At 59.4% G+C, this 18,466-nt stretch carries 18 protein-coding genes; 10 read left to right on the top strand and 8 right to left on the bottom strand.

Features of this window, described 5'->3' with window-relative positions; genetic code table 11:
* Positions 1 to 5: 5 nt before the first annotated feature.
* The 3 genes from ABIQ96_RS17785 to ABIQ96_RS17775 form a co-directional block, all read right to left on the bottom strand.
* On the bottom strand, positions 6 to 2,015 hold the full coding sequence (locus tag ABIQ96_RS17785) for an ATP-dependent DNA helicase (RefSeq protein WP_348215973.1): 2,010 nt from the start codon (positions 2,013 to 2,015) through the stop codon (positions 6 to 8).
* A gap of 61 nt (positions 2,016 to 2,076) precedes the next feature.
* On the bottom strand, positions 2,077 to 2,463 hold the full coding sequence (locus ABIQ96_RS17780; protein ID WP_348215972.1) for a type II toxin-antitoxin system VapC family toxin: 387 nt from the start codon (positions 2,461 to 2,463) through the stop codon (positions 2,077 to 2,079).
* On the bottom strand, positions 2,460 to 2,681 hold the full coding sequence (locus ABIQ96_RS17775) for a DUF2281 domain-containing protein (RefSeq protein WP_348215971.1): 222 nt from the start codon (positions 2,679 to 2,681) through the stop codon (positions 2,460 to 2,462). Before ABIQ96_RS17775 ends, ABIQ96_RS17780 begins: the two co-directional genes overlap by 4 nt.
* Positions 2,682 to 2,812: 131 nt before the next feature.
* On the opposite strand from ABIQ96_RS17775, the gene ABIQ96_RS17770 reads away from it, so the two are divergent.
* Positions 2,813 to 4,180 (top strand): LptF/LptG family permease, encoded by a 1,368-nt coding sequence (locus tag ABIQ96_RS17770; RefSeq protein WP_348215970.1) that lies wholly within the window; start codon positions 2,813 to 2,815, stop codon positions 4,178 to 4,180.
* Positions 4,181 to 4,194: 14 nt separating this feature from the next.
* Positions 4,195 to 4,914 carry a hypothetical protein gene (locus ABIQ96_RS17765; protein ID WP_348215969.1) on the top strand — a complete coding sequence of 240 codons (720 nt, stop codon included), beginning with the start codon at positions 4,195 to 4,197 and terminating at the stop codon, positions 4,912 to 4,914.
* Between the two features lie 21 nt (positions 4,915 to 4,935).
* Here ABIQ96_RS17765 and ABIQ96_RS17760 read toward each other — a convergent pair whose 3' ends face one another.
* Entirely contained in the window at positions 4,936 to 5,295 is a 360-nt protein-coding gene (locus ABIQ96_RS17760) for a VOC family protein (protein WP_348215968.1), read from the bottom strand.
* A gap of 281 nt (positions 5,296 to 5,576) precedes the next feature.
* Between ABIQ96_RS17760 and ABIQ96_RS17755 the strand changes: the two genes are divergently transcribed.
* The 4 genes from ABIQ96_RS17755 (at position 5,577) to ABIQ96_RS17740 (ending at position 7,805) form a co-directional block, all read left to right on the top strand.
* Entirely contained in the window at positions 5,577 to 5,927 is a 351-nt protein-coding gene (locus tag ABIQ96_RS17755; RefSeq protein ID WP_348215967.1) for a hypothetical protein, read from the top strand.
* A 270-nt stretch (positions 5,928 to 6,197) separates the two neighbouring features.
* Positions 6,198 to 6,647 carry an IS200/IS605 family transposase gene (gene tnpA, locus ABIQ96_RS17750; protein WP_348215966.1) on the top strand — a complete coding sequence of 150 codons (450 nt, stop codon included), beginning with the start codon at positions 6,198 to 6,200 and terminating at the stop codon, positions 6,645 to 6,647.
* Positions 6,648 to 6,838: 191 nt separating this feature from the next.
* A complete protein-coding gene (locus tag ABIQ96_RS17745; RefSeq protein WP_348215965.1) occupies positions 6,839 to 7,195 on the top strand; it encodes a hypothetical protein in 357 nt (118 codons plus the stop codon).
* Between the two features lie 55 nt (positions 7,196 to 7,250).
* Complete coding sequence (locus ABIQ96_RS17740; protein WP_348215964.1) at positions 7,251 to 7,805, top strand: hypothetical protein; 555 nt, start codon at positions 7,251 to 7,253, stop codon at positions 7,803 to 7,805.
* Between the two features lie 104 nt (positions 7,806 to 7,909).
* Here the strand turns inward: ABIQ96_RS17740 and ABIQ96_RS17735 are convergent, their stop codons facing one another.
* Positions 7,910 to 9,193, bottom strand: a complete 1,284-nt coding sequence (locus ABIQ96_RS17735) for an argininosuccinate synthase (protein WP_348215963.1) — start codon at positions 9,191 to 9,193, stop codon at positions 7,910 to 7,912.
* Between the two features lie 108 nt (positions 9,194 to 9,301).
* On the opposite strand from ABIQ96_RS17735, the gene ABIQ96_RS17730 reads away from it, so the two are divergent.
* The 3 genes from ABIQ96_RS17730 (at position 9,302) to ABIQ96_RS17720 (ending at position 14,557) form a co-directional block, all read left to right on the top strand.
* Complete coding sequence (locus ABIQ96_RS17730) at positions 9,302 to 11,659, top strand: heavy metal translocating P-type ATPase metal-binding domain-containing protein (RefSeq protein WP_348215962.1); 2,358 nt, start codon at positions 9,302 to 9,304, stop codon at positions 11,657 to 11,659.
* 50 nt (positions 11,660 to 11,709) lie between these two features.
* A complete protein-coding gene (locus tag ABIQ96_RS17725; RefSeq protein ID WP_348215961.1) occupies positions 11,710 to 12,633 on the top strand; it encodes a helix-turn-helix domain-containing protein in 924 nt (307 codons plus the stop codon).
* A gap of 61 nt (positions 12,634 to 12,694) precedes the next feature.
* Positions 12,695 to 14,557 (top strand): protein kinase, encoded by a 1,863-nt coding sequence (locus ABIQ96_RS17720; RefSeq protein ID WP_348215960.1) that lies wholly within the window; start codon positions 12,695 to 12,697, stop codon positions 14,555 to 14,557.
* Positions 14,558 to 14,585: 28 nt separating this feature from the next.
* Here ABIQ96_RS17720 and ABIQ96_RS17715 read toward each other — a convergent pair whose 3' ends face one another.
* Positions 14,586 to 15,734 carry a cysteine desulfurase family protein gene (locus ABIQ96_RS17715; protein WP_348215959.1) on the bottom strand — a complete coding sequence of 383 codons (1,149 nt, stop codon included), beginning with the start codon at positions 15,732 to 15,734 and terminating at the stop codon, positions 14,586 to 14,588.
* A 53-nt stretch (positions 15,735 to 15,787) separates the two neighbouring features.
* On the bottom strand, positions 15,788 to 16,717 hold the full coding sequence (locus ABIQ96_RS17710) for a hypothetical protein (RefSeq protein ID WP_348215958.1): 930 nt from the start codon (positions 16,715 to 16,717) through the stop codon (positions 15,788 to 15,790).
* A 167-nt stretch (positions 16,718 to 16,884) separates the two neighbouring features.
* Here ABIQ96_RS17710 and ABIQ96_RS17705 point away from each other — a divergent pair, with 167 nt between their 5' ends.
* Positions 16,885 to 18,000, top strand: coding sequence for an adenosine deaminase (locus ABIQ96_RS17705; RefSeq protein ID WP_348215957.1), 1,116 nt, complete (start codon positions 16,885 to 16,887; stop codon positions 17,998 to 18,000).
* A 74-nt stretch (positions 18,001 to 18,074) separates the two neighbouring features.
* Here ABIQ96_RS17705 and ABIQ96_RS17700 read toward each other — a convergent pair whose 3' ends face one another.
* Positions 18,075 to 18,440 carry a hypothetical protein gene (locus ABIQ96_RS17700; RefSeq protein WP_348215956.1) on the bottom strand — a complete coding sequence of 122 codons (366 nt, stop codon included), beginning with the start codon at positions 18,438 to 18,440 and terminating at the stop codon, positions 18,075 to 18,077.
* Between the last annotated feature and the right edge of the window lie 26 nt (positions 18,441 to 18,466).

The raw sequence follows: 18,466 nt of genomic DNA, 5'->3' as shown, positions 1-18,466 counted from the left end.
ATTTCCTATCCGATCACTTCCACCGGAGCGTCCGGCAGCGCTTTCAGGAATGCCTGGCCATATCTTTTCGTTAGAATCCGGTTGTCGAGAATACACACCAGCCCCTTGTCGCGCTCGGTGCGGATGAGGCGGCCCACGCCCTGGCGCATCTTGAGGATCGCCTCCGGCACCGAGTAGTCCATGAACGGATTTCCACCCGCGGCCTCGATCGCCTCCAGCCGCGATGCCGTCAGCGGATGATCCGGCACCGCGAACGGCAGGCGCGTCACCACCACGTTGGAAAGAGCCTCGCCCGGGACATCGACACCGGTCCAGAAGCTGTCCGTCCCGAAAAGCACGCTGTGCACGTCGGCCCGGAATTCCTCGATCATCCGGTGGCGCGGCAAGCCGTCGCCCTGAATGAAGATCCGCCACCCCTGCGTGCGGAAAAAATGTTCCAGCCGCTGCGCCGCGTCGCGCATCGTCCGATAGCTTGTAAACAGCACAAAAGCCCGCCCGTCGCTTTCCAACAACGACTGGCGGATCCCCTCCGCAAGCAGTTCGTCGTAACGCGGCGTTCCCGGGTCCGGCACCGATTTGTAGATCCGGATCTTCATCTGCCGCTGGTAGTCGAACGGGCTGCCGATGCACAAAGCACGGGCTTTTTCAGCACCGACGCGACCCCGGAAATAGCCGAGTTTGGGATCGCCCACGCCCAGTGTCGCACTGGTTAGGACGAGGCTTTTTTTTCCGTTGAAAAGCAAGGGCCGCAGCTTCTCCGCCACGTTCACCGGCGCGGCGTGCAGGCTGAACTGCTGCTCGTCGCGACCGCTGCGCTCCACCCAGTAAACGCTGTCGTCCGTGGATTGATCCAGGAAAACCCCGACCGCACCGTGGGCCTCGCGCAAGCGCCGGGACGCATCCTGCAACTCCGCCCGCGTCGTTTCCGATTCCACGTCCGCCGCGATGTTGTCGATCTCCAGCCAGAGGTTCCTCAACGGCGCGGCCAGCGTGTTGGAAACGATTTCCGATTCCCTAACACGGCATTCTTTTGAAAAATTTCCGAACTTCGCCACATCCCCCACCTGATGGAAAAATCGATCCGCGGCGACCAGCGCCTCCTCCACCGCCGTCATCGCGGAGGCCTTGCGGAACGACTTGAGCAGACCTTTCCGGGTTCGCGGATGATAGAGCCGCTGGAGGTCGAAACGCAGCCCCGCCTGCGACACCCGCAGGCCTAACTGAACCGCCGCCACCTGTTCGATGGTATGCGCTTCGTCCAACACCGCGAAGTCGTTGGGAAACAGGAATCCGCCCACCTTTTTCGCGGCGTCCTCGTCACCGTCGGTTAAATCATCCGTATTCAGCAGCGCGAAAAACAATGTGTGGTTCACCACCACCAGCTTCGCATCCGCCGCCGCCTTGCGGGCTTCCTGGAAAAAACAATTTCCCCGCGGTCCGCAATGCCGCGCCGTGCAAAGATGCGGCTCGCTGCAAACCTGCAGCCACACTTTCATCTGCGGCTGGAAATCCAGACCGCTCAACGTGCCGTCCCGCGTCGACTCGGCCCACCGGCGGATCGCCTCCAATTCATCAGTTTCCGTGCCGGTGAAAAGATCCGCCGCCTGTTCCCGCGCCCGCTGGAGTCTCACCGGACATAGATAATTGTGCCTGCCTTTCAAAAGCACCGCGGGCAGTTCCTCGCCCAACACCTTGCGGACGATCGGAATATCCTTCCGCACCAGTTGCTCCTGCAAATTGATCGTATGCGTCGAAATGATCCCTTTACGGCCGGTTTCCAACGCAAACCGCGCCGCCGGGAGCAGATAGGCCAGCGATTTCCCCACCCCGGTCCCCGCTTCCGCGACCAGCGGGCTCGCGCCGATCAATGCCTCGGCCACCGCCACCGCCAACTCCTGTTGTTGCGGCCGGTATTCGAAATCCCGAGATTTCGCCAGCATTCCCTTGCGGGAAAAAGCTTCCCGCACGGCATCGCTGAATCCGGGAATCGGGGTGCCTTCGGTGATGGAAATCATCTCCCGGCCATCGCATCCCGCATTCGCCGTTCTGCCAAGCCGCAACTTTCCCGCAGGGGAATCACCACAGAACCGACACTCCGTAGTTAGCGAAATGGGGATCGCGGGAAACCAGCGTCATTTGTCCGACCTTGGCCTGCGCGATCAGCAGCCGGTCGAAAGGATCGCGGTGATGAAATGGCAACCGAATGACCTCATGAAGGTGAGGATGAAGGATCGGCAGAGAATGAAACCCCAAGCTCTGGAGTCCGGCGGGAAACAAGTGCTCGAACGGGATGGGCATTTCCAGTTTTCCCAATGAATGCTTGATCCCCATTTCCCAAGCTGTGGCATCGCTGACGTGGCAGCGGTTGGCCGGATCACTGATGGCTGCCCGAGCAATCGGACTGAGTTGGAGATCATCCTCGAGAAACCAAATCAACGCATGGGTATCGAGCAGCAGGTTCATTCCATGTATTCCTTGAAATCCTCCAGCGGTTCATCGAAATCGGCAGCCATTCGGAACCCCTTCAAGCTTCCGGCTCGCGGGGTGCCACCCGTCTCTTTAGTGCAGTCCAACAACAACCAAACGTGCGCCCTGCCCGGCTTCAGCCAATCCGGCAACGGCGAGAGCAGCTTGACGCTGCCGTCGCGCAGAATCTCAGCATCCGTTTCCAATGTCCTCATGCTCCGCAGGCTAAGCGGGATGGATTGAAAGGTAAAGCCAACTTCCCGCCACCCGCATCATGCGAAGCCGCACAACACACTCGACACCCCTCCCCTATCAACTCCAGTCTCTGCGCCACGCGGCCCGCCCCATGATTTTTTTCCGCACCTATCTTTTGCGATTCCTCATTCCCGTCCTGCTGGCGGCGCTGGGTGCCGCCCTCTGCCGCTTTCTGATTCCCGGAGAAACCGCGGCCGTCGCCCAGCACCTCATCGGATTTCCCGACTCGGATGTTTTCACCCAGGAACTGCGGCCGTTGATTCTCCGCCTCCTTTGCTTCCTGCCGGCAGTGGCCGGCTTGATCTATGCGTTGGGCGGCACGCTCGATCGCTACATCGCCCGCGAATTCGGCGGAATTTTCGCCATCTGCCTCTCCTCCCTTGTCCTGATCTGGCTGATCATGGATTTGAACGACAAGATCGGCGATTTCCGCGACTCGGAAAACGTCGTCAAGACCATCGCTTCATTCTACGCCGCCCGCTCGCCGTCCATCCTGCTGCTGCTGCTTCCTTACAGCCTGTTGCTTTCCCTGCTCTACTCGTTGGGAAAACTATCCGGCAGCCGCGAAATCATCGCCATGGTCCAGTCCGGCCGCAGCATCGTCCGCATTGCGCTGCCGCTGTTGTTCGCCGGAGTATTTTTCAGCCTGGTGAGCCTGGGACTTAACTACCAATGGGCCCCCGCCGCCGAGGGCAACGTCGACCAGATCCGCGCCGAGGCCGGTGGAAAAAAAGCCATTCAGGCCACCAACGTCATCTATCGCAATCCCTCCGACCTGCGGCTATGGAAAATCGGTGCCTTCCCTCAGGATTATTACATGGGCGGTCCGTTGACCGATGTGGAGGTCACCACTTCCCACCCCGACAAAACCCTGGCCAGCAGGCTCACCGCGAAGCGCGCTCTCTGGAACCGCACCAGCCAACAATGGACGTTTGAAGAACCCGTCGTGGGCAAAATCACCGCCGGCCAGCCCACGGTTTTTGAAACCATGCCCGGACCCATCGTCATGAAATCCTGGCCGGAAACTCCTTTCCAGCTCATCAAGCCCGGGCTCAGCGCCAACCTCCTCGGCATCCCCGACCTCACCACTTGGCTCAAGTCCAGCGCGCGTCACGGCGATTTTGCGAACCCGGCCCCCTACCTCACCCAGTGGTATTACCGCTTGTCGATGCCCTTCACCTGCCTCGTCACCGTCCTCCTCGCCACCCCGCTGGCCGTCCATTTCTCTCGCCGCGGTCCCGGTGGCGGGATCATGCTTGCGGTCATCCTCTCCGGGCTGATGCTACTCGTCACCAGCATCTCCATCGCGCTTGGCGAATCCGGCACTTTGCAGCCCATGCATGCCGCCTGGCTTCCAAACATTGCCTTTGCCGTGCTCGGACTTTATCTCTTCCGCCGCCGCATTACCGGCCGGCCGATTTACCTCATCCTCCGCCGGCTCGTCCCCGGCAACGACTGAACTCCTTTTCCCAAATGGCTATCGCAGAATCCTGGCATGTCCGCTCCCGTGGCCGCGAATGCGCCGCCACCCAACGCCCCTTCGTTGATGGCGAAACCATCGTCACCGCCCTTTTTCCGGACCCGGAATCCAGCGGCTACGTTCGCCGCGACTACTGCACGGAAGGCTGGGCCACCTATCAGGAAACCGGCGACGCTCCGTTCTCCTTCTGGCGCACGAAATACTCCGCCCCCACAGGAAACGAAACCTCCAATCCGGTTGAAAAACTTTCCGCCGAGGAAATCCTCACCCGCCTCGTCGAGGAAGACGAGGACCACACCGAGAACGCCCGCTTCATCCTCGCCGTCATGTTGGAGCGCCAGAAACTCCTCCGCGAGACAGACAGCCAGCGCACCCCCACCGGCATCCTCCGCGTTTACGAACACCGCAAAACCGGCGAGGTCTTCATCGTCAAGGATCCCAACATCCCGCTGAGCGACATCGAGACCGTCCAACAGGAAGTCTTCATTCTGTTGGAAAACAACGGCCGCTCGCCCGAGCCCGCCATTGAGGAAACGCTAACGGAAACCCAGCCCGAAGCGACCGAAGCGACCGAAGCGACCGAAGCGACCGAAGAAACGGAATCCGAATCGGAATCCGAGCCAGAGCCGCAAGAAGACGCCGCATCCGAAACCGAGGAACCCGTCGATGCCGAAGAACTTGTCGAGCCGGAGAAATCCGACACCCAGGAATAGCAACTAAGACACCCTGGACCGTTAGGATCCCTTCGATTCCTTGCCAATCGCGATCAGGTTGCCATCGGAGTCTTCGATCACGAAATCACGCATTCCGTAATCATAATCCTTGGGCGGGGCCTGGGTCTTCGCTCCCCTCGTTGTCACCTCCGCATAGTAGCCATCCACATCGTCGCAGAAAATGTAGATGCTGCCTTGTCCTATCTGCTTTTTGTTCGTGGACTTCGGCCCGGAGAGGTGAATCTGAATGTCGTCGTATTGCACGCCGCCATAGTCTCCGAATCGGAAACGCTCGGAAAACCCGAGCACCTCCGTGTAATACTTCATCGAAGCATCCAGATCGGAAACATGGAACGTCGTTGCTGAGCCAAAGGTCTTCACAAAACGAGAGTGTAAGTTTTTTCAGCAAACCGTCGAGCAGCTCCTCTGTGATGGTGGATTTCATGAGATGTCGTTTTCCCGGTGATTTGGAGCACCACCGGAAAGTGCCTACACAGAATTCCTTACACTCCCCCCAAAAAAAATTACGCCCCCCGAGATTTATTCCGCATCCGGTCGGTTTTAAGAACCCATCACTATTTGGTGAAGCTGGACCAATATGCGTGAGGCGGGTAAGGAGAGCGGGAGAATTTTCCCGGAAACCAACTACCGCACCTCCTACCATGAACCCGAAACATCTCCGCACCCTGCTAGCGATCTTTGCCGGGGTATTGATGGCGACGGGACGAACCGGCCTCGAGTATCTCGATGGGCGTTTAAATGGGCCGCAGGTGTTCGTGGGTCTTATATTCGGATGTGCGATTGCCGGCTCGATGCTCCACGATCCGGAGAGGGTGACGCAGCGGTCCGCCCTGATCATACAGGCGGTGCTTTTGGGGCTGCTGATCGCTTGGGCGGTGTGGAAAGATTCCCCCGAAGCACTGGCTTTCACAGCATCGTGGGTGACGCTGTTCGGCGGCACACTTTTTGCGTTCGTGAAGGCGCACCGGAAATGCGTGGCGGAGAGGGAATGAAAAAAGCCGCAACATGATGGACCCGGCGCGGCTTTTTGATGAAGCTGGGTTGAAGTAAGAAGACAGCCGCTCATCGGTAACAGAAACCCTGTCGCAGTGGTCAGCTCCACAGACGACGCGGCGGCTTTCTGTATCCCGGAGGGATTTTAGAAATTAGCCCGGGGTCGAGCGAAGCGACCACCCCGGGATCACGATGCATCGGATATCCGCACCCTGGCAGGGGTGCTGGAAAAGCGTGACATGCCCCGCGATCCGGAGAACCTTCTAACCATGGCCTCTACCTATCTGAGTCTTCACTATCACATCGTGTTCGGCACGAAGGACCGGATGCCGTTGATCGACACCTCATGGCGACCCCGCCTCCACGAATACCTCGGCGGAACGGTCAATGGGTTGGGAGGAATTCCGGAAGCCATCGGCGGCGTGGCGGATCACGTTCATTTGTTAGTCGGTTTGAAATCCACTCATTGCCTGGCGGATTTCATGAGGGATTTGAAGAAGTCGGCCACGAATTGGGTTCATGAAACCATCGAGCATGGAGACAAGTTCGCATGGCAGAACGGTTATGCGGCTTTCACCGTGAGTGCGACGTCACGAGAGGCGGTACGGGAATACATCGCGAAACAGGAGGAACATCATCGGACGAAATCGTTTCGTGAGGAATGGATCGCGATGCTGGAGCGGGCGGGGATTGTTTATGATCCGAGGTTTCTGGATTGATCGGGCGTTTCTGCGACCCCTGCCGGGGGCGAATTGCATTGCCGGGTGAACCCGGGGTGGTCGCTTCGCTCGACCCCGGGCTAAGTTCTGGCAATCCCGTTGGGATTCGGGATAGAATATGGCCGACGAAATGGTAAGGGCACGGGAGCGTGCCCTCCCGTTGTTGGCCATGCTTCAACTTTCACTGGATTATGAATGCCGGATTTACCCCTATATTGCTCAGCGCCGGAATGATGAGCGTGGCGGCGATTTACGCGGTAACAGTGGACCGGTTCCGCAACCGCCGCGCGAGTACGATGGCATTGGCAGGCGGAGTGATGCCGTGGGTGGTGATAGCCAGTCTGCTCGGATGGCTGCCAGCTCAATACGTTTTGTGGCCGTTCGCTCTTTACGGTGGCTTACTCTTGTTCGCGCAATCTCTTCTAGGCTACTGGCTGGGTCCACGGTTTCCCAACTGGGAAAAAGCGTCTTACGCGATGTTGGTGGGAGTGCTGGGAGGGTTGGGGGTTTTCTCTTCCTTTTACTATTTGTCAGCCACACTGGGCTAGGCTGATCGTTTTTCTGTCTCGGCACTCGGAAGAATTCCATGTTATTTACCGCCCTGTGAAAACCTTTCTGCTTTTATTGTTCGTGATGGGAGTCTCAAACGCTGCAGATCGTGACGAGAGGCGCGTCCCGCTGGACGAGGTGACGATCAAGTCCAACGAGTATGGCGCGGACGCCACGCTTTCCCTAAAGGAGGACAGCAGCCTCCGACTGGCGATTCTAATGAACGGGAAACCGGTGGTGATCCCGGAAAGCGCGCTGGTGCCGATCAAGGACGCGAGTGTCGGAACGGCAGCGTTCTCCACGGAAACTCCTACGGGAGTGCCCGTGAGCGAATGGAAACTGAAGGGCGGAATCATCCTATCCTTCTATTATGGGGACCGAGTCACTCAGGGTTTCGGAAAGATGCGGCAAGAAGGAATTTTGTCGGGATGCAGGATCATGATTTCCGCCGATGGAAATTATGAGCGGATCGAGACAGCGGTTCCGCAGGGTGAGGATTCATTCCGCTGGCGGGTTTTGGTTCAGTCGAAGGATGGAAAAGATATCCGCCGGGAAACGGTGGAATCGCAGAAATGTCCAATTCCGATGCGGTGGAATGGAAATGAATGACGGGTTAGAGAAACGACTTTGGATAGAAAGAAAGAGCCGCGGCCGGATGGACCGGGCGCGGCTTTTTTGATAGATGGAAGACGGGACGAGGGCGTCCCTGCTCCTTATTGCCCTTGGCGGGCGGTGGCTTTGAGGCGAAGGGCGTTGAGGGCGATGAAGCCGGTGGCGTCGTCCTGATTATACGCTTCTTCCTGGCCGCCTTCCATGGTGGCGACGGCTTCGGAATACATGCTGAATGGCGAACGGCGGCCGGCTTGCATGACGTTGCCCTTGTAGAGCTTCATGCGGACCTCACCGGTCACCGTTTTTTGCGTCTCGGTGACGAGGGCCTGGATGGCGACGCGCTCGGGGGCGAACCAGAATCCGTTATAAACGAGCTGGGCGTATTTCGGGATGAGGCTGTCGCGGATGTGCATGGACTCGCGATCGACGACGAGGGTTTCGAGGTCGCGGTGGGCGGCTAGCAGGATGGTGCCGCCGGGGGTTTCGTAGATGCCGCGGGATTTCATGCCGACGAAGCGGTTTTCCACGATATCGACACGGCCGATGCCGTTGCGTCCGCCTAGCAGGTTGAGGACGCGCATGACGCCGTAGGGTGTTAGCAGCGCGTAGCCGTCTTGTTGGCCGACGGTTTTCACATCGCCGAGTTCGCAGAGGAGGGCGTCGAGGTTTTCATGCTTGAGCCCGACGGCGTTGCCTTTTTCGAAGAGGATCTCGATGTATTCGGCCTTGTCAGGGGCGTCTTCCGGGGAAACAGATAGAACATACATGTCGGTATCGGCCGGGGTGGTGGCGTCATACCATGGGTCTTCCATGGCTCCGGCTTCGAAGGAGATGTGCAGGAGGTTGCGGTCCATCGAGTAGGGCTTCTTCATGGAAGCCTTGATCGGGATGTTGTTGGCCTCGGCGTAGGCGATCATTTCGGCACGGCCGGGGAATTCCTTGCGGAACTCGGCGTCGCGCCACGGGGCGATGCACTTGACGTTGGGCGCGAGAGCGGCGGCGGAAAGCTCGAAGCGGACCTGGTCATTGCCTTTTCCGGTGGCTCCATGGGCGATGGCATCGGCACCTTCGGCGAGGGCGATCTTGATCATGTCGTGGGTGATGCAGGGGCGGGCGATGGAGGTGCCGAGCAGGTAGCGGCCTTCATAGATGGCGCCAGCCTGGATCATCGGATAGATGTAGTTGGCGGCGAAGTCTTCCTTGAGGTCGCCGATGTAGCACTTGGAGGCGCCGGTGCTGAGAGCCTTGGCTTCGAGGCCGTCGAGTTCGTCGCCTTGACCGACGTCGGCGCAATAGGCGATGATTTCGGCATTGTACTTTGCCTTGAGCCAGAGAAGAAGGACGGAGGTATCAAGACCACCGGAGTAGGCGACGACGATTTTCATGAGGGCGGGAGGCAAGCATGAAGCGGCGGGAAGGTAAAAGCCGAAATGCGGGGAATGTGAGAGGAGATGCTTGGCGACGGGGCCCGGGCGGCCCGATGATCCCGGCGGATGGCAAGCTGTGAACACTGCGGGACGGAATTTTCGCCAAAGGCAGGGGCGTTACGGTTTTGCTGCAAGGGCTGTGAGTTTGTGGCGGATCTGATTTCAGAAAACGGATTCGGACAGTTTTATGATTTGAAACAGGGCCTGGCGGTGGCGCCGGTGCGGAGCCGGCCGTTCGAGGAACACGATTTTTTGTGGCTCGCCCCGCAAGTGGCCGCGGCGGAGGAAAAAGCGACGGCGACGGGAGATGGGGCGCGGCTAGATCTGGCACTGGAGGGGATTTCCTGCGTCGGCTGCGTGTGGTTGGTGGAGAAATTGTTCGCGCGGCATCCCGGGAGCGTGCGGGCGGCGGCGAATCCATCGAGCGGGCGGCTGCATCTGGAATGGATGCCGGGGCAGTGCGAGCTGGAGCCGTTTTTGCGCGAGCTGTGTCAATTCGGCTACGTGGCGGCTCCTGCGGGAACGGCGGGTGGGGATTTCGAGCGAAGGCGGCTGGCTGCGAGGCTGGGGCTTTGCGGGGCGTTCGCACTGAACACGATGGGCTTCTCGCTGCCGGTCTATCTGGGCATGCCCGCGGACTTCGAGTTCGCGGGGTTGTTCAAGCTGATCGCATTTCTATCAGCAACCTTGTCAATGCTGGTAGGCGGCGGATATTTCATGGATCGGGCGTGGCGCGCGTTGCGGGCGAGATCGCTGCACATCGATCTGCCTATCGCGTTGGGACTGGTGTCGGCCTATGCCGGGTCGATCGCGGGCTGGACTCTCGGAAAAGAGCGGCTGATGTATTTCGATTTCGTGTCGATCTTCGTCTTTCTGATGTTAGGCGGACGATATTTGCAAACATCGGCGGTCGAGCGAAACCGGCGGCGGCTGGTACGCCAGCAACCGGTGCCGGAAGCCGTGGCGCGGGCGGATGGTGCGGGAGAACCGGTAACGCGGTCGGCGATTTCCCCCGGCCTGCGATTTCTGCTAGGACCGGGCCAGGCCCTGCCGGTGAGCGGCATACTGGCGGCGGGTGAAGCGGATTTCTCGCTGGAATGGATCCACGGCGAGGCGGATCCGGTGAGGTATGCGGCGGGGTCACGGCTGCCGGCCGGGGCGATCCTGCTGAGCCGGACGCCGGCGGCGGTGGAGGCAAGCGAGCGCTGGGAAGACTCGCTGATGGCGAAGCTGACCGCAGCGGCGGGAGCGGATCGCGGGTCGCCGGGATTGGACAAATTGCTGCGGGTTTACCTCAGCATCGTTCTATTGTTAGGTATTTCAGCGCTGGCATTCTGGGGAATGCATGGCGACTGGCTAACAGGGGCACAGGCGATGATCTCGGTATTCGTGGTGTCGTGCCCCTGCGCGCTGGGAGTCGCAATTCCGCTGGCGGATGATCTGGCGGCATCGGCGATGGAGCGACTTGGCGTTTTCACAAGAACGGCGAGTCTGTGGCCGAGATTGAGAAGAGTGAGGCGGGTGATTTTCGACAAAACAGGAACCCTGACCTTGGAGCGGCCGGTGTTGGAAAATCCGGAGACTGTCGCCGAGCTCAACGACGCGGCATCGTTCGCATTGGCGATGATGACCCACGGGTCGCTGCACCCGATCGCGAGGACTTTGTTAGAATCCCTGGCCACGCGCGGGCAGAAATTCCTAGCGGCTGGAGCGGAGTTTGAAACCCACGAATTTCCCGGCATGGGAGTGACGATGAGATCGGCGGGCGGCGATTGGTCGTTGGGCAAGATCGGCTGGTTGGGCAGCGGTCCGGTGGGTGATGCGGCAGGGAGTGAATTGCGGCTGGATGGGAAACTGATAGCGGCATTTCATTTCAGCGAGTCGCTGCGTCCGGGAGCGGTGGCAATGCTCCGGAGGTTGGAGAAAAAAGGACTGTCCCTGCATCTCCTGTCGGGAGATCACGCCGATAAAGTGGAAAAAATGTCGGTGGCGCTGGGGCTTCCCGAAGGCCACGCGCACGGCGGGCTATCACCTGAAGAGAAGGCGGATACGGTGAGAAAAATGGACCGGCAGGACACCCTTTATCTGGGCGATGGCGCAAACGACTCGCTGGCATTCGACGCGGCATTTGTGACGGGCACTCCGGTGGTGGACCGGAGTCTGTTGGAGTCGAAGGCGGATTTCTACACTCTGGGAGCGGGGCTGGAGTTTTTACCGCGATTGTTGGAAACGGCGGCGGCGCGGACGAACGCGGTGCGGGCGGCGTTCGGATTCGCACTGGTTTACAACGCAACGACCGTGGCGTTTTCGATGGCGGGAAAAATGAGTCCGCTGCTTGCCGCCGTGCTGATGCCGCTAAGTTCGATCGCGTCCATCCTGATCGTCGCCCTGATTTCACGTGGAACTATGCGGAACAGAGATTGAACTCCCATGAATACGTCCCTATCGTCCGACTGATCCCTGCAAACGAGACAATGTCCGAGTATCCACACGCCCATCAGGAATTCGAAACCGCATTGCTCCATCGGCTCGCTGCTTCGGAACGATTTCACGTCTATCAGAATGCCTTCCGAACGGCCACCGGGCTGCCACTGCGGCTGGTTTCCGCGGATCCGAACGGGTGGTGCCTGGACGATCAGAAAATCAACCGCAGTCCTTTTTGCGAGGCTTTGAATCTCTGCAAAAGCGCCTGCGGGGCCTGCCTCGACACCAACCGCCGCCTGATGGAAGAGGCGGAGGTCAGCGGCCCGACCACCTGTCATTGCTTCGCCGGGCTGTGCGCGACGGCGGTGCCGGTCAAAATGGGAGCGTCGGTGATTGGCTTTCTGAAAACCGGGCAAGTATTCAGTCAAACCCCAACCGTTGAACAATTCGACGGAATTCTCGGTTCGATCGGCCGGAAAACTCTGGACGAAAACGCGCTCGAAATTCTGAAGGACGCCTTCATGCAAACCCGCTTCGTCGAGCCGCAGCGGTATCAAAGCATGGTCACCTTACTGGAAAGTTTCGCCGAGCAACTCAGCGACCACGCCGATTCCCTCGCCATCATTGAGGAAGGAAGCGAGCCGGTCGCCATCGCCAAAGCACGCAAATATATCCATGCGAATCTCGACCAACCCTTGCCGCTGGGACAGGTCGCCCGCCAAGCAGGACTCAGTGAGTCTCATTTTTGCCGACTTTTCAAAGATTCCTCGGGCCTAACCCTGACAGATTACGTCAACCGATGCCGGATCGAGTGGGCGAAACGGGAGCTGCTCAGCCCGGAAGCCCGCATCTCTGAAATCGCCTTTCTCATTGGATACCAGTCACTTTCACAATTCAACAGGAGCTTCGCCCGGATTGTAGGCGTGTCCCCCACCCTCTACCGCAAGGATCAGCTCGAACGTGTCGCGTCCTGATGGGCGGTTTTCGTGATTGCCGCCCCGGACAATATTTCACACTCTGAGGCACGTCGTCATCATGGAAGAACGTTACGAAATTCGCGGAAAAATCGGCCAAGGCGGCCTAGGTGCGGTCTACAAGGGTTATGACACTCGGATGAATCGCGAAGTCGCGATCAAACGCATCTCGGTTTCAAACGACGACCCGGCCCTTCAGGAAGAGTCGACCCGCCAGTTGATCAAGGAAGCAGGTGCCCTCGCGTCGCTCCAACATCCTCACATTGTGACGGTTTACGACGTCGGATCGGACGAAGACGGCCCCTACGTGGTGATGGAATTGATCAATGGAAAAACGCTCGACGAGCTGATCGAGCGTGCCCCGCTGACTTGGCCGGATTTCCGGGAACTCGCCATCCAGACCCAGGAAGCTCTCATCGCGGCGCAGGAGCTGGATTTGATCCACAGCGACATCAAGCCGTCGAATCTGATGCTGACTTGGCTGCCGTCGGGAAAATTCCAGATGAAGATCGTGGATTTCGGCTTGGCCACGTTGACGCAGTCCCAGACGAAGGAGGAACTTGAGGAATTGGAAGCGGTCTTCGGTTCGATCTTTTTCATGGCTCCCGAGCAGTTCGAGCGCGTGCCGATCGATGCTCGGACCGACGTTTATGCGATGGGCTGTGTTTACTATCAGGCACTTACCGGCACCTATCCGTTCAAAGGTGAAACCGGCCATGAGGTCATGGTCTCCCATCTCCACCACAAGGTCGTCCCGCTGCAGGAAGTCCGGGCCGACATCCCGATGTGGGCCTGCGACTGGATCATGTGGCAGCTCAACCGGATGCCGGAGGATCGCCCGGCATCGGCCCGGGAAGCACTTCAGGTTTTCCTTCAAAACGACAAAAATCCGAGCCCGACCATGAGTTTGGGGCGGGCCACGCCGCCACCAGCGACCGGCCCGCGTTCGCATTTGGCGAGTCGCCCGCCATCGGCCACGCGAAAAGTCGTGGATCCGAGAATGGCCCCTCCGGGATACGTTCCACCACCGGATCCGGAACCCGAGCCTCCGGAACCGATTCCAGAACCTCCGCTGACCACCACTGCCCCGCAACCGCTGTTGCCGCCCGAGGGATCGAAACCAAGCATTCACACGGGTCCCCACATCATCCCGGATCCGACGCCGACGGTGGCAGCCACCGTCCCACTCAACCGGACGGGGCGGGTCATGCCGACCAAGAGCTTCACCATGGTCCCGAGCAAAAAGGCTCCGGTCAGTGGAATCAAGATCGCCATCGCAGCCGCCCTCGGCATTGTCATCGTGCTGCTCGGCTTCATGCTTTACCAACGCATCCAAGCCAGCCAAGGCAGCCACCGCATCGGGGACATCATGGAATTGGCCTCGAAAACGGAGACCACGGAAATTCCGATGTCAGGCACCGAGCTTGCCAAATTCCTCGAACTCGCCACCAGTGCGGACACCGATGCCAAGCGAGACTATGCGAAGAACGCCCTCGTTCTCGCCAAGCCCACCGACAACTCGGACTTCGACGCGACCTTGGTTGAGTTCATCACCAAAAGCCCGCAGCTCCCTGAAGACCGCGCAGCGCTGATTAGCAAGGTTCTCGGCAAGCGGATGAAGGAATCGTTGGTGCAGCCGTTGATGAATTTCGCCAGATCGACCACCAATGACTTCGATTCCGCCGTCGCCGCCATCGAAGCGGTCCGCCCCAATGTTGGAAACGCCGAGTTCGGGACCTTCCTCGACATGGTGCAATACGACAAGAATCCGGGCATCCGACAAGCAGCGGAAGATACGGGAGCGGCGATCGTCAAACGCAGTGGCAACCGCGGTGATTTGATCGCACAAATCGACAAGGCGATCGAAGCCACTACCGACCCGAAAATTCTGGAAGCGTTGAAGCGGATGAAATCCGGCCAGTGACGGGACAGCTGCCGTTAGATCGACACGATCACGGCGAGTAAACCACCACTGGGCCGACGCCGGCTCCTTGGACGCGTCGGAGTTTTTCCACCGCCTTGATCACGGCGGCGGCGGCGGCCGTGGCCTCATCTGGCGTGTTGAGCCGGGAAAAACTGATGCGCAGGCTGCTTTTCGCACGCTCCTCCGGGATGCCCATCGCAAGCTGGACGTGCGACGGACGTTGCTTCCCGGTCATGCAGGCCGATCCCGCGGAACAGGCAATGCCGGCCTCATCCAACAGAATGAGCAGACCCGCCGCGTCGCATCGGTCGAATGAAAGGTGACTGGTGTTAGGCAGGCGATTGGCGGTGTCGCCATTGACCGTCACGCCGGAAACGCCGGTGAGAACGGCGGATTCGAACGCATCGCGCATCGCATCCATCGAGTGGCTGGAATTCCGCATCATCCATTCCGCTGCAGCTCCCATCCCGACGATTCCCGCGGTGTTTTCCGTTCCGCTGCGACGCCCGGATTCCTGGCCGCCGCCTTGAAAAAACGGCGTGAAGCGGAGACCTTCCCGGACGAACAGCGCGCCGACGCCTTTCGGTCCGTGAAACTTGTGGGCTGATAGAGAAAGCAGATCCACCCCGAGTTCACGGACGTCGATTGGGATTTTCCCGGCAGCTTGAATCGCATCCGTGTGAACCGGCAAGCCGTATTCACGAGCCAGCGCCGCCGCCTCGCGCAAGGGTTGGATCACGCCAGTTTCGTTGTTTGCCGCCATGATCGACACGAATGCGGCCCCATCCAACGATCCAGCAAAAGCATCCATGTCAATCCGACCTCCGGATGTCACCGGAATTTTGACCGTTCCTCTCGTTAGACTCTCGGCATAGCGGAGCACGGCGCTGTGTTCGATGGTCGAAACCACGGCACTCCCCTGCCCCGTCAGCACGTCGAGCGAGTGCAATGCGGTGTTCACGCTTTCCGTTCCGCCGCCGGTGAAAACGATTTCGTTAGGCTCCGCGCCGATCCACTCGGCCACCTGCCCGCGGGCGTGATCGATGGCCTTGCGCGCCCGTTTCGCCCCGGCGTAGGCACCCGAGGGATTTGAAAAACCGTCCCGCAACCACGGCAACATCGCTTCCAGCACTTCCGGTAGAAGCGGTGTGGTCGCGTTGGCATCGAGATAAATCACGTCGGCAGCATCCGTCCGCCAGTCATCGGGATCAACCCGGAAAATCCGCCGCGTTACAGCATCGCCGCCTGACGGAACTCCGCGATCATCACATTGACCCAGCGCACGAAGGCATCACCCCACGTCGCGGCGAAGCGCAGCCATTCCAGCCCGAACTCGCGACCGCTTTGCAACGGCGAGTGCCCGGCCACGCAGAGCAGGCCGACGAGCACCAGCAGATTCGCCAGATAGATGATCACCAGCGAGAGGAACGTGCCGTTTTCCTTCAAATCCGGCTGATCACGGGGAATCATCCACAACGTCCAGACCATGTGAAACGTCCAGGTGACGCCCATCAGCCCGTAAAGCAACCGGTCCCATTCCTGCGGGATCCCGCCGAAATACCTGACGGCCGCGTAGACCACCGCGCTGACCACCGCCCAGAACGGCACGAAATACGGCGAGAGGGCGATGACCAGATTCGTCTTGTTCGTCGTGATGTAGCCGCCGTCCACACTGACGTGGAAATCGGTCACTTTTCCCCGATAGAGCAGGACGAAAACCGCGTGGGTCAGCTCGTGGCCAAGCACGTAAAGATACAGGAAAAACGATTGCAGCAGGCCCGACCAGAACCACCCGACCATCACCAGTGCGCCGGTCGCAAAATACCAGAACTCCGCAGTCCGCCAAAAATCCTGATCCAACGTGGCGTGGGAAAACCGCGAGAGAAACGTCCACGTCGTCACCCAGCAGAGCGGCAGCAACAGCAGTGCGAGACTCCAACGCATCACCCGTTTCAACCATTCCGCCGTTTCGATTCCGTCGTCGAAATCCGTGGTGCTCATCACGGACCACACGAATTTCTTGTCGCGCTTTCCGCCCCGGCGGTTGGCCTGCTCGTGAGCCCGGCGATTCGCGGAGCTGAAAAACCCGGCGAACGACGCTGGCTCGCGGCGCTGATTCTTGGCTTGGCCACGTCCGGAGGGTTTGCGCTTCTTCGCCATTCGAGTGATTTGCCCGGACATTATTTAGCAAATCTTAACAAATCAAGCGAGATCATCGGAGCGGTTTGGAACCGGGAAAAGCCACTGATCCTCAAACGATCCGGGCAATCGAAGACAGGAAATTTCATTCTCCCCTTGGGCGCGGAAGTTGCTATGATCCGCCAAATATGAGCATTTTCACCCAATCCAAGGAACCGACGGGAAAAAGTCTGGTGAATGCCATCGACATCCGTCGGCTGCCGAAAGTGCTGTTGCACGAGCATCTGGACGGTGGACTTCGCCCGACCACGGTGATCGATCTTGCGGCCGAACTCGGCTACGATGGCCTCCCCACCACCGATGCGGCGGAACTCGCGAAATGGTTCCACCGAGGGGCGCAGCGCGGAAATTTACCGGAATATCTCGAAGGATTTCGCCACACGATCGCGGTGATGCAAACGCCCGAAGCCCTCGAACGGGTGGCCTTCGAGTTCATCGAGGACATGTATGACGATGGCGTGGTTTACGCTGAAGTCCGCTTCGCGCCCGTCTATCACACCGAACGGGGTTTGACTCAGGATGAAGTCGTCGCCGCCGTTGTCCGCGGACTCGAACGCGGCGAGAGAACCTACGGCGTCGAGTGGGGGCTGATCATTTGCGCGATGCGCCACATGCAGAATTCGCTGGAAGCCGCCGAACTGGCGATTCGCTCGCGGGACACGGGAGTGGTCGGTTTCGATCTCGCCGGCGGTGAGGACGGGTTTCCTCCCAAGAAACATGTCGAGGCGTTCCAAGCGATCGAGCGGGCGAATTTCTACATCACGATCCACGCCGGAGAAGCCTACGGGCCGGAGTCGATCTGGCAGGCCCTGCAGTATTGCGGCGCGCATCGGCTCGGTCACGCCACCCGTCTGCGCGACGATATCCAAGTCCTGCCGGACGGTTCGTTGAAACTCGGCCGCCTCGCCCAATACATCCTTGATCGGCGGGTGCCGCTTGAAATGTGTCTGCTCAGCAATCTGCACACCGGAGCCTGCACGACACTCGAGGATCATCCGTTCGGAAATTTCATCCGCCAGGGATTCCGAGTCTGCCTGAACACCGACGACCGCCTGATGAGCGACACGTCGATGACCCAGGAAACCACTCTCGCTACCGAACTCTTCGATCTCAACCTGCGCGACCTGGAAAAACTCTCGCTCAACGCCATCAAGAGCGCCTTCGCTCCGTTCGACAAGCGGCTGAGGATCATTTTCGACACCATCAAGCCAGGCTTCGCCGCCGCGAGGGCCACGCTGCATTGAGTGGGGTTGGATGGAGGCGAAGCATCTGAAGGAAGAGCGGATCGGAATACGCTCTTCCCTGTTTGAACGTGGCTTCAGCGACGCTGGCGGGCCAAAGGCAAGAGACCCAAGACACAAAGGAAGACGCAGGAAGGTTCGGGCACAACCGTGAACAGCGCCGCGGAGTCGGTCAGTCCGGTCGCAGTCTTGAAGTTGATGCCTGTAGTAGTGCTGGAGTCCAAATCCGCGCGATAGTAGGAGTTGGGCCCCGACGAATCGGTGAGGCTGAAGACATAAGTCCCGTTGATATCCACAGCGGGCAGCGTCCAGTCCGTGCCTTGGACAATACCATACTTCGTTCCAATGGGCGCGTTCGCGGGTGCGCCGGACGTCAGGATTCCGTCAAACCACACAATCGCGAAATTCTTGTTTTCGAGCCCCGTGACATCCAAATTGTTCAATGAGACGGAAATCGATCCCGCCCCCC

Source organism: Luteolibacter sp. (assembly GCF_039920825.1).
In the GTDB taxonomy this organism is placed as follows: Bacteria; Verrucomicrobiota; Verrucomicrobiia; order Verrucomicrobiales; family Akkermansiaceae; genus Luteolibacter.
Note: the sequence above shows the minus strand (reverse complement) of the source record. Positions and strands in the feature narration are given on the sequence as shown.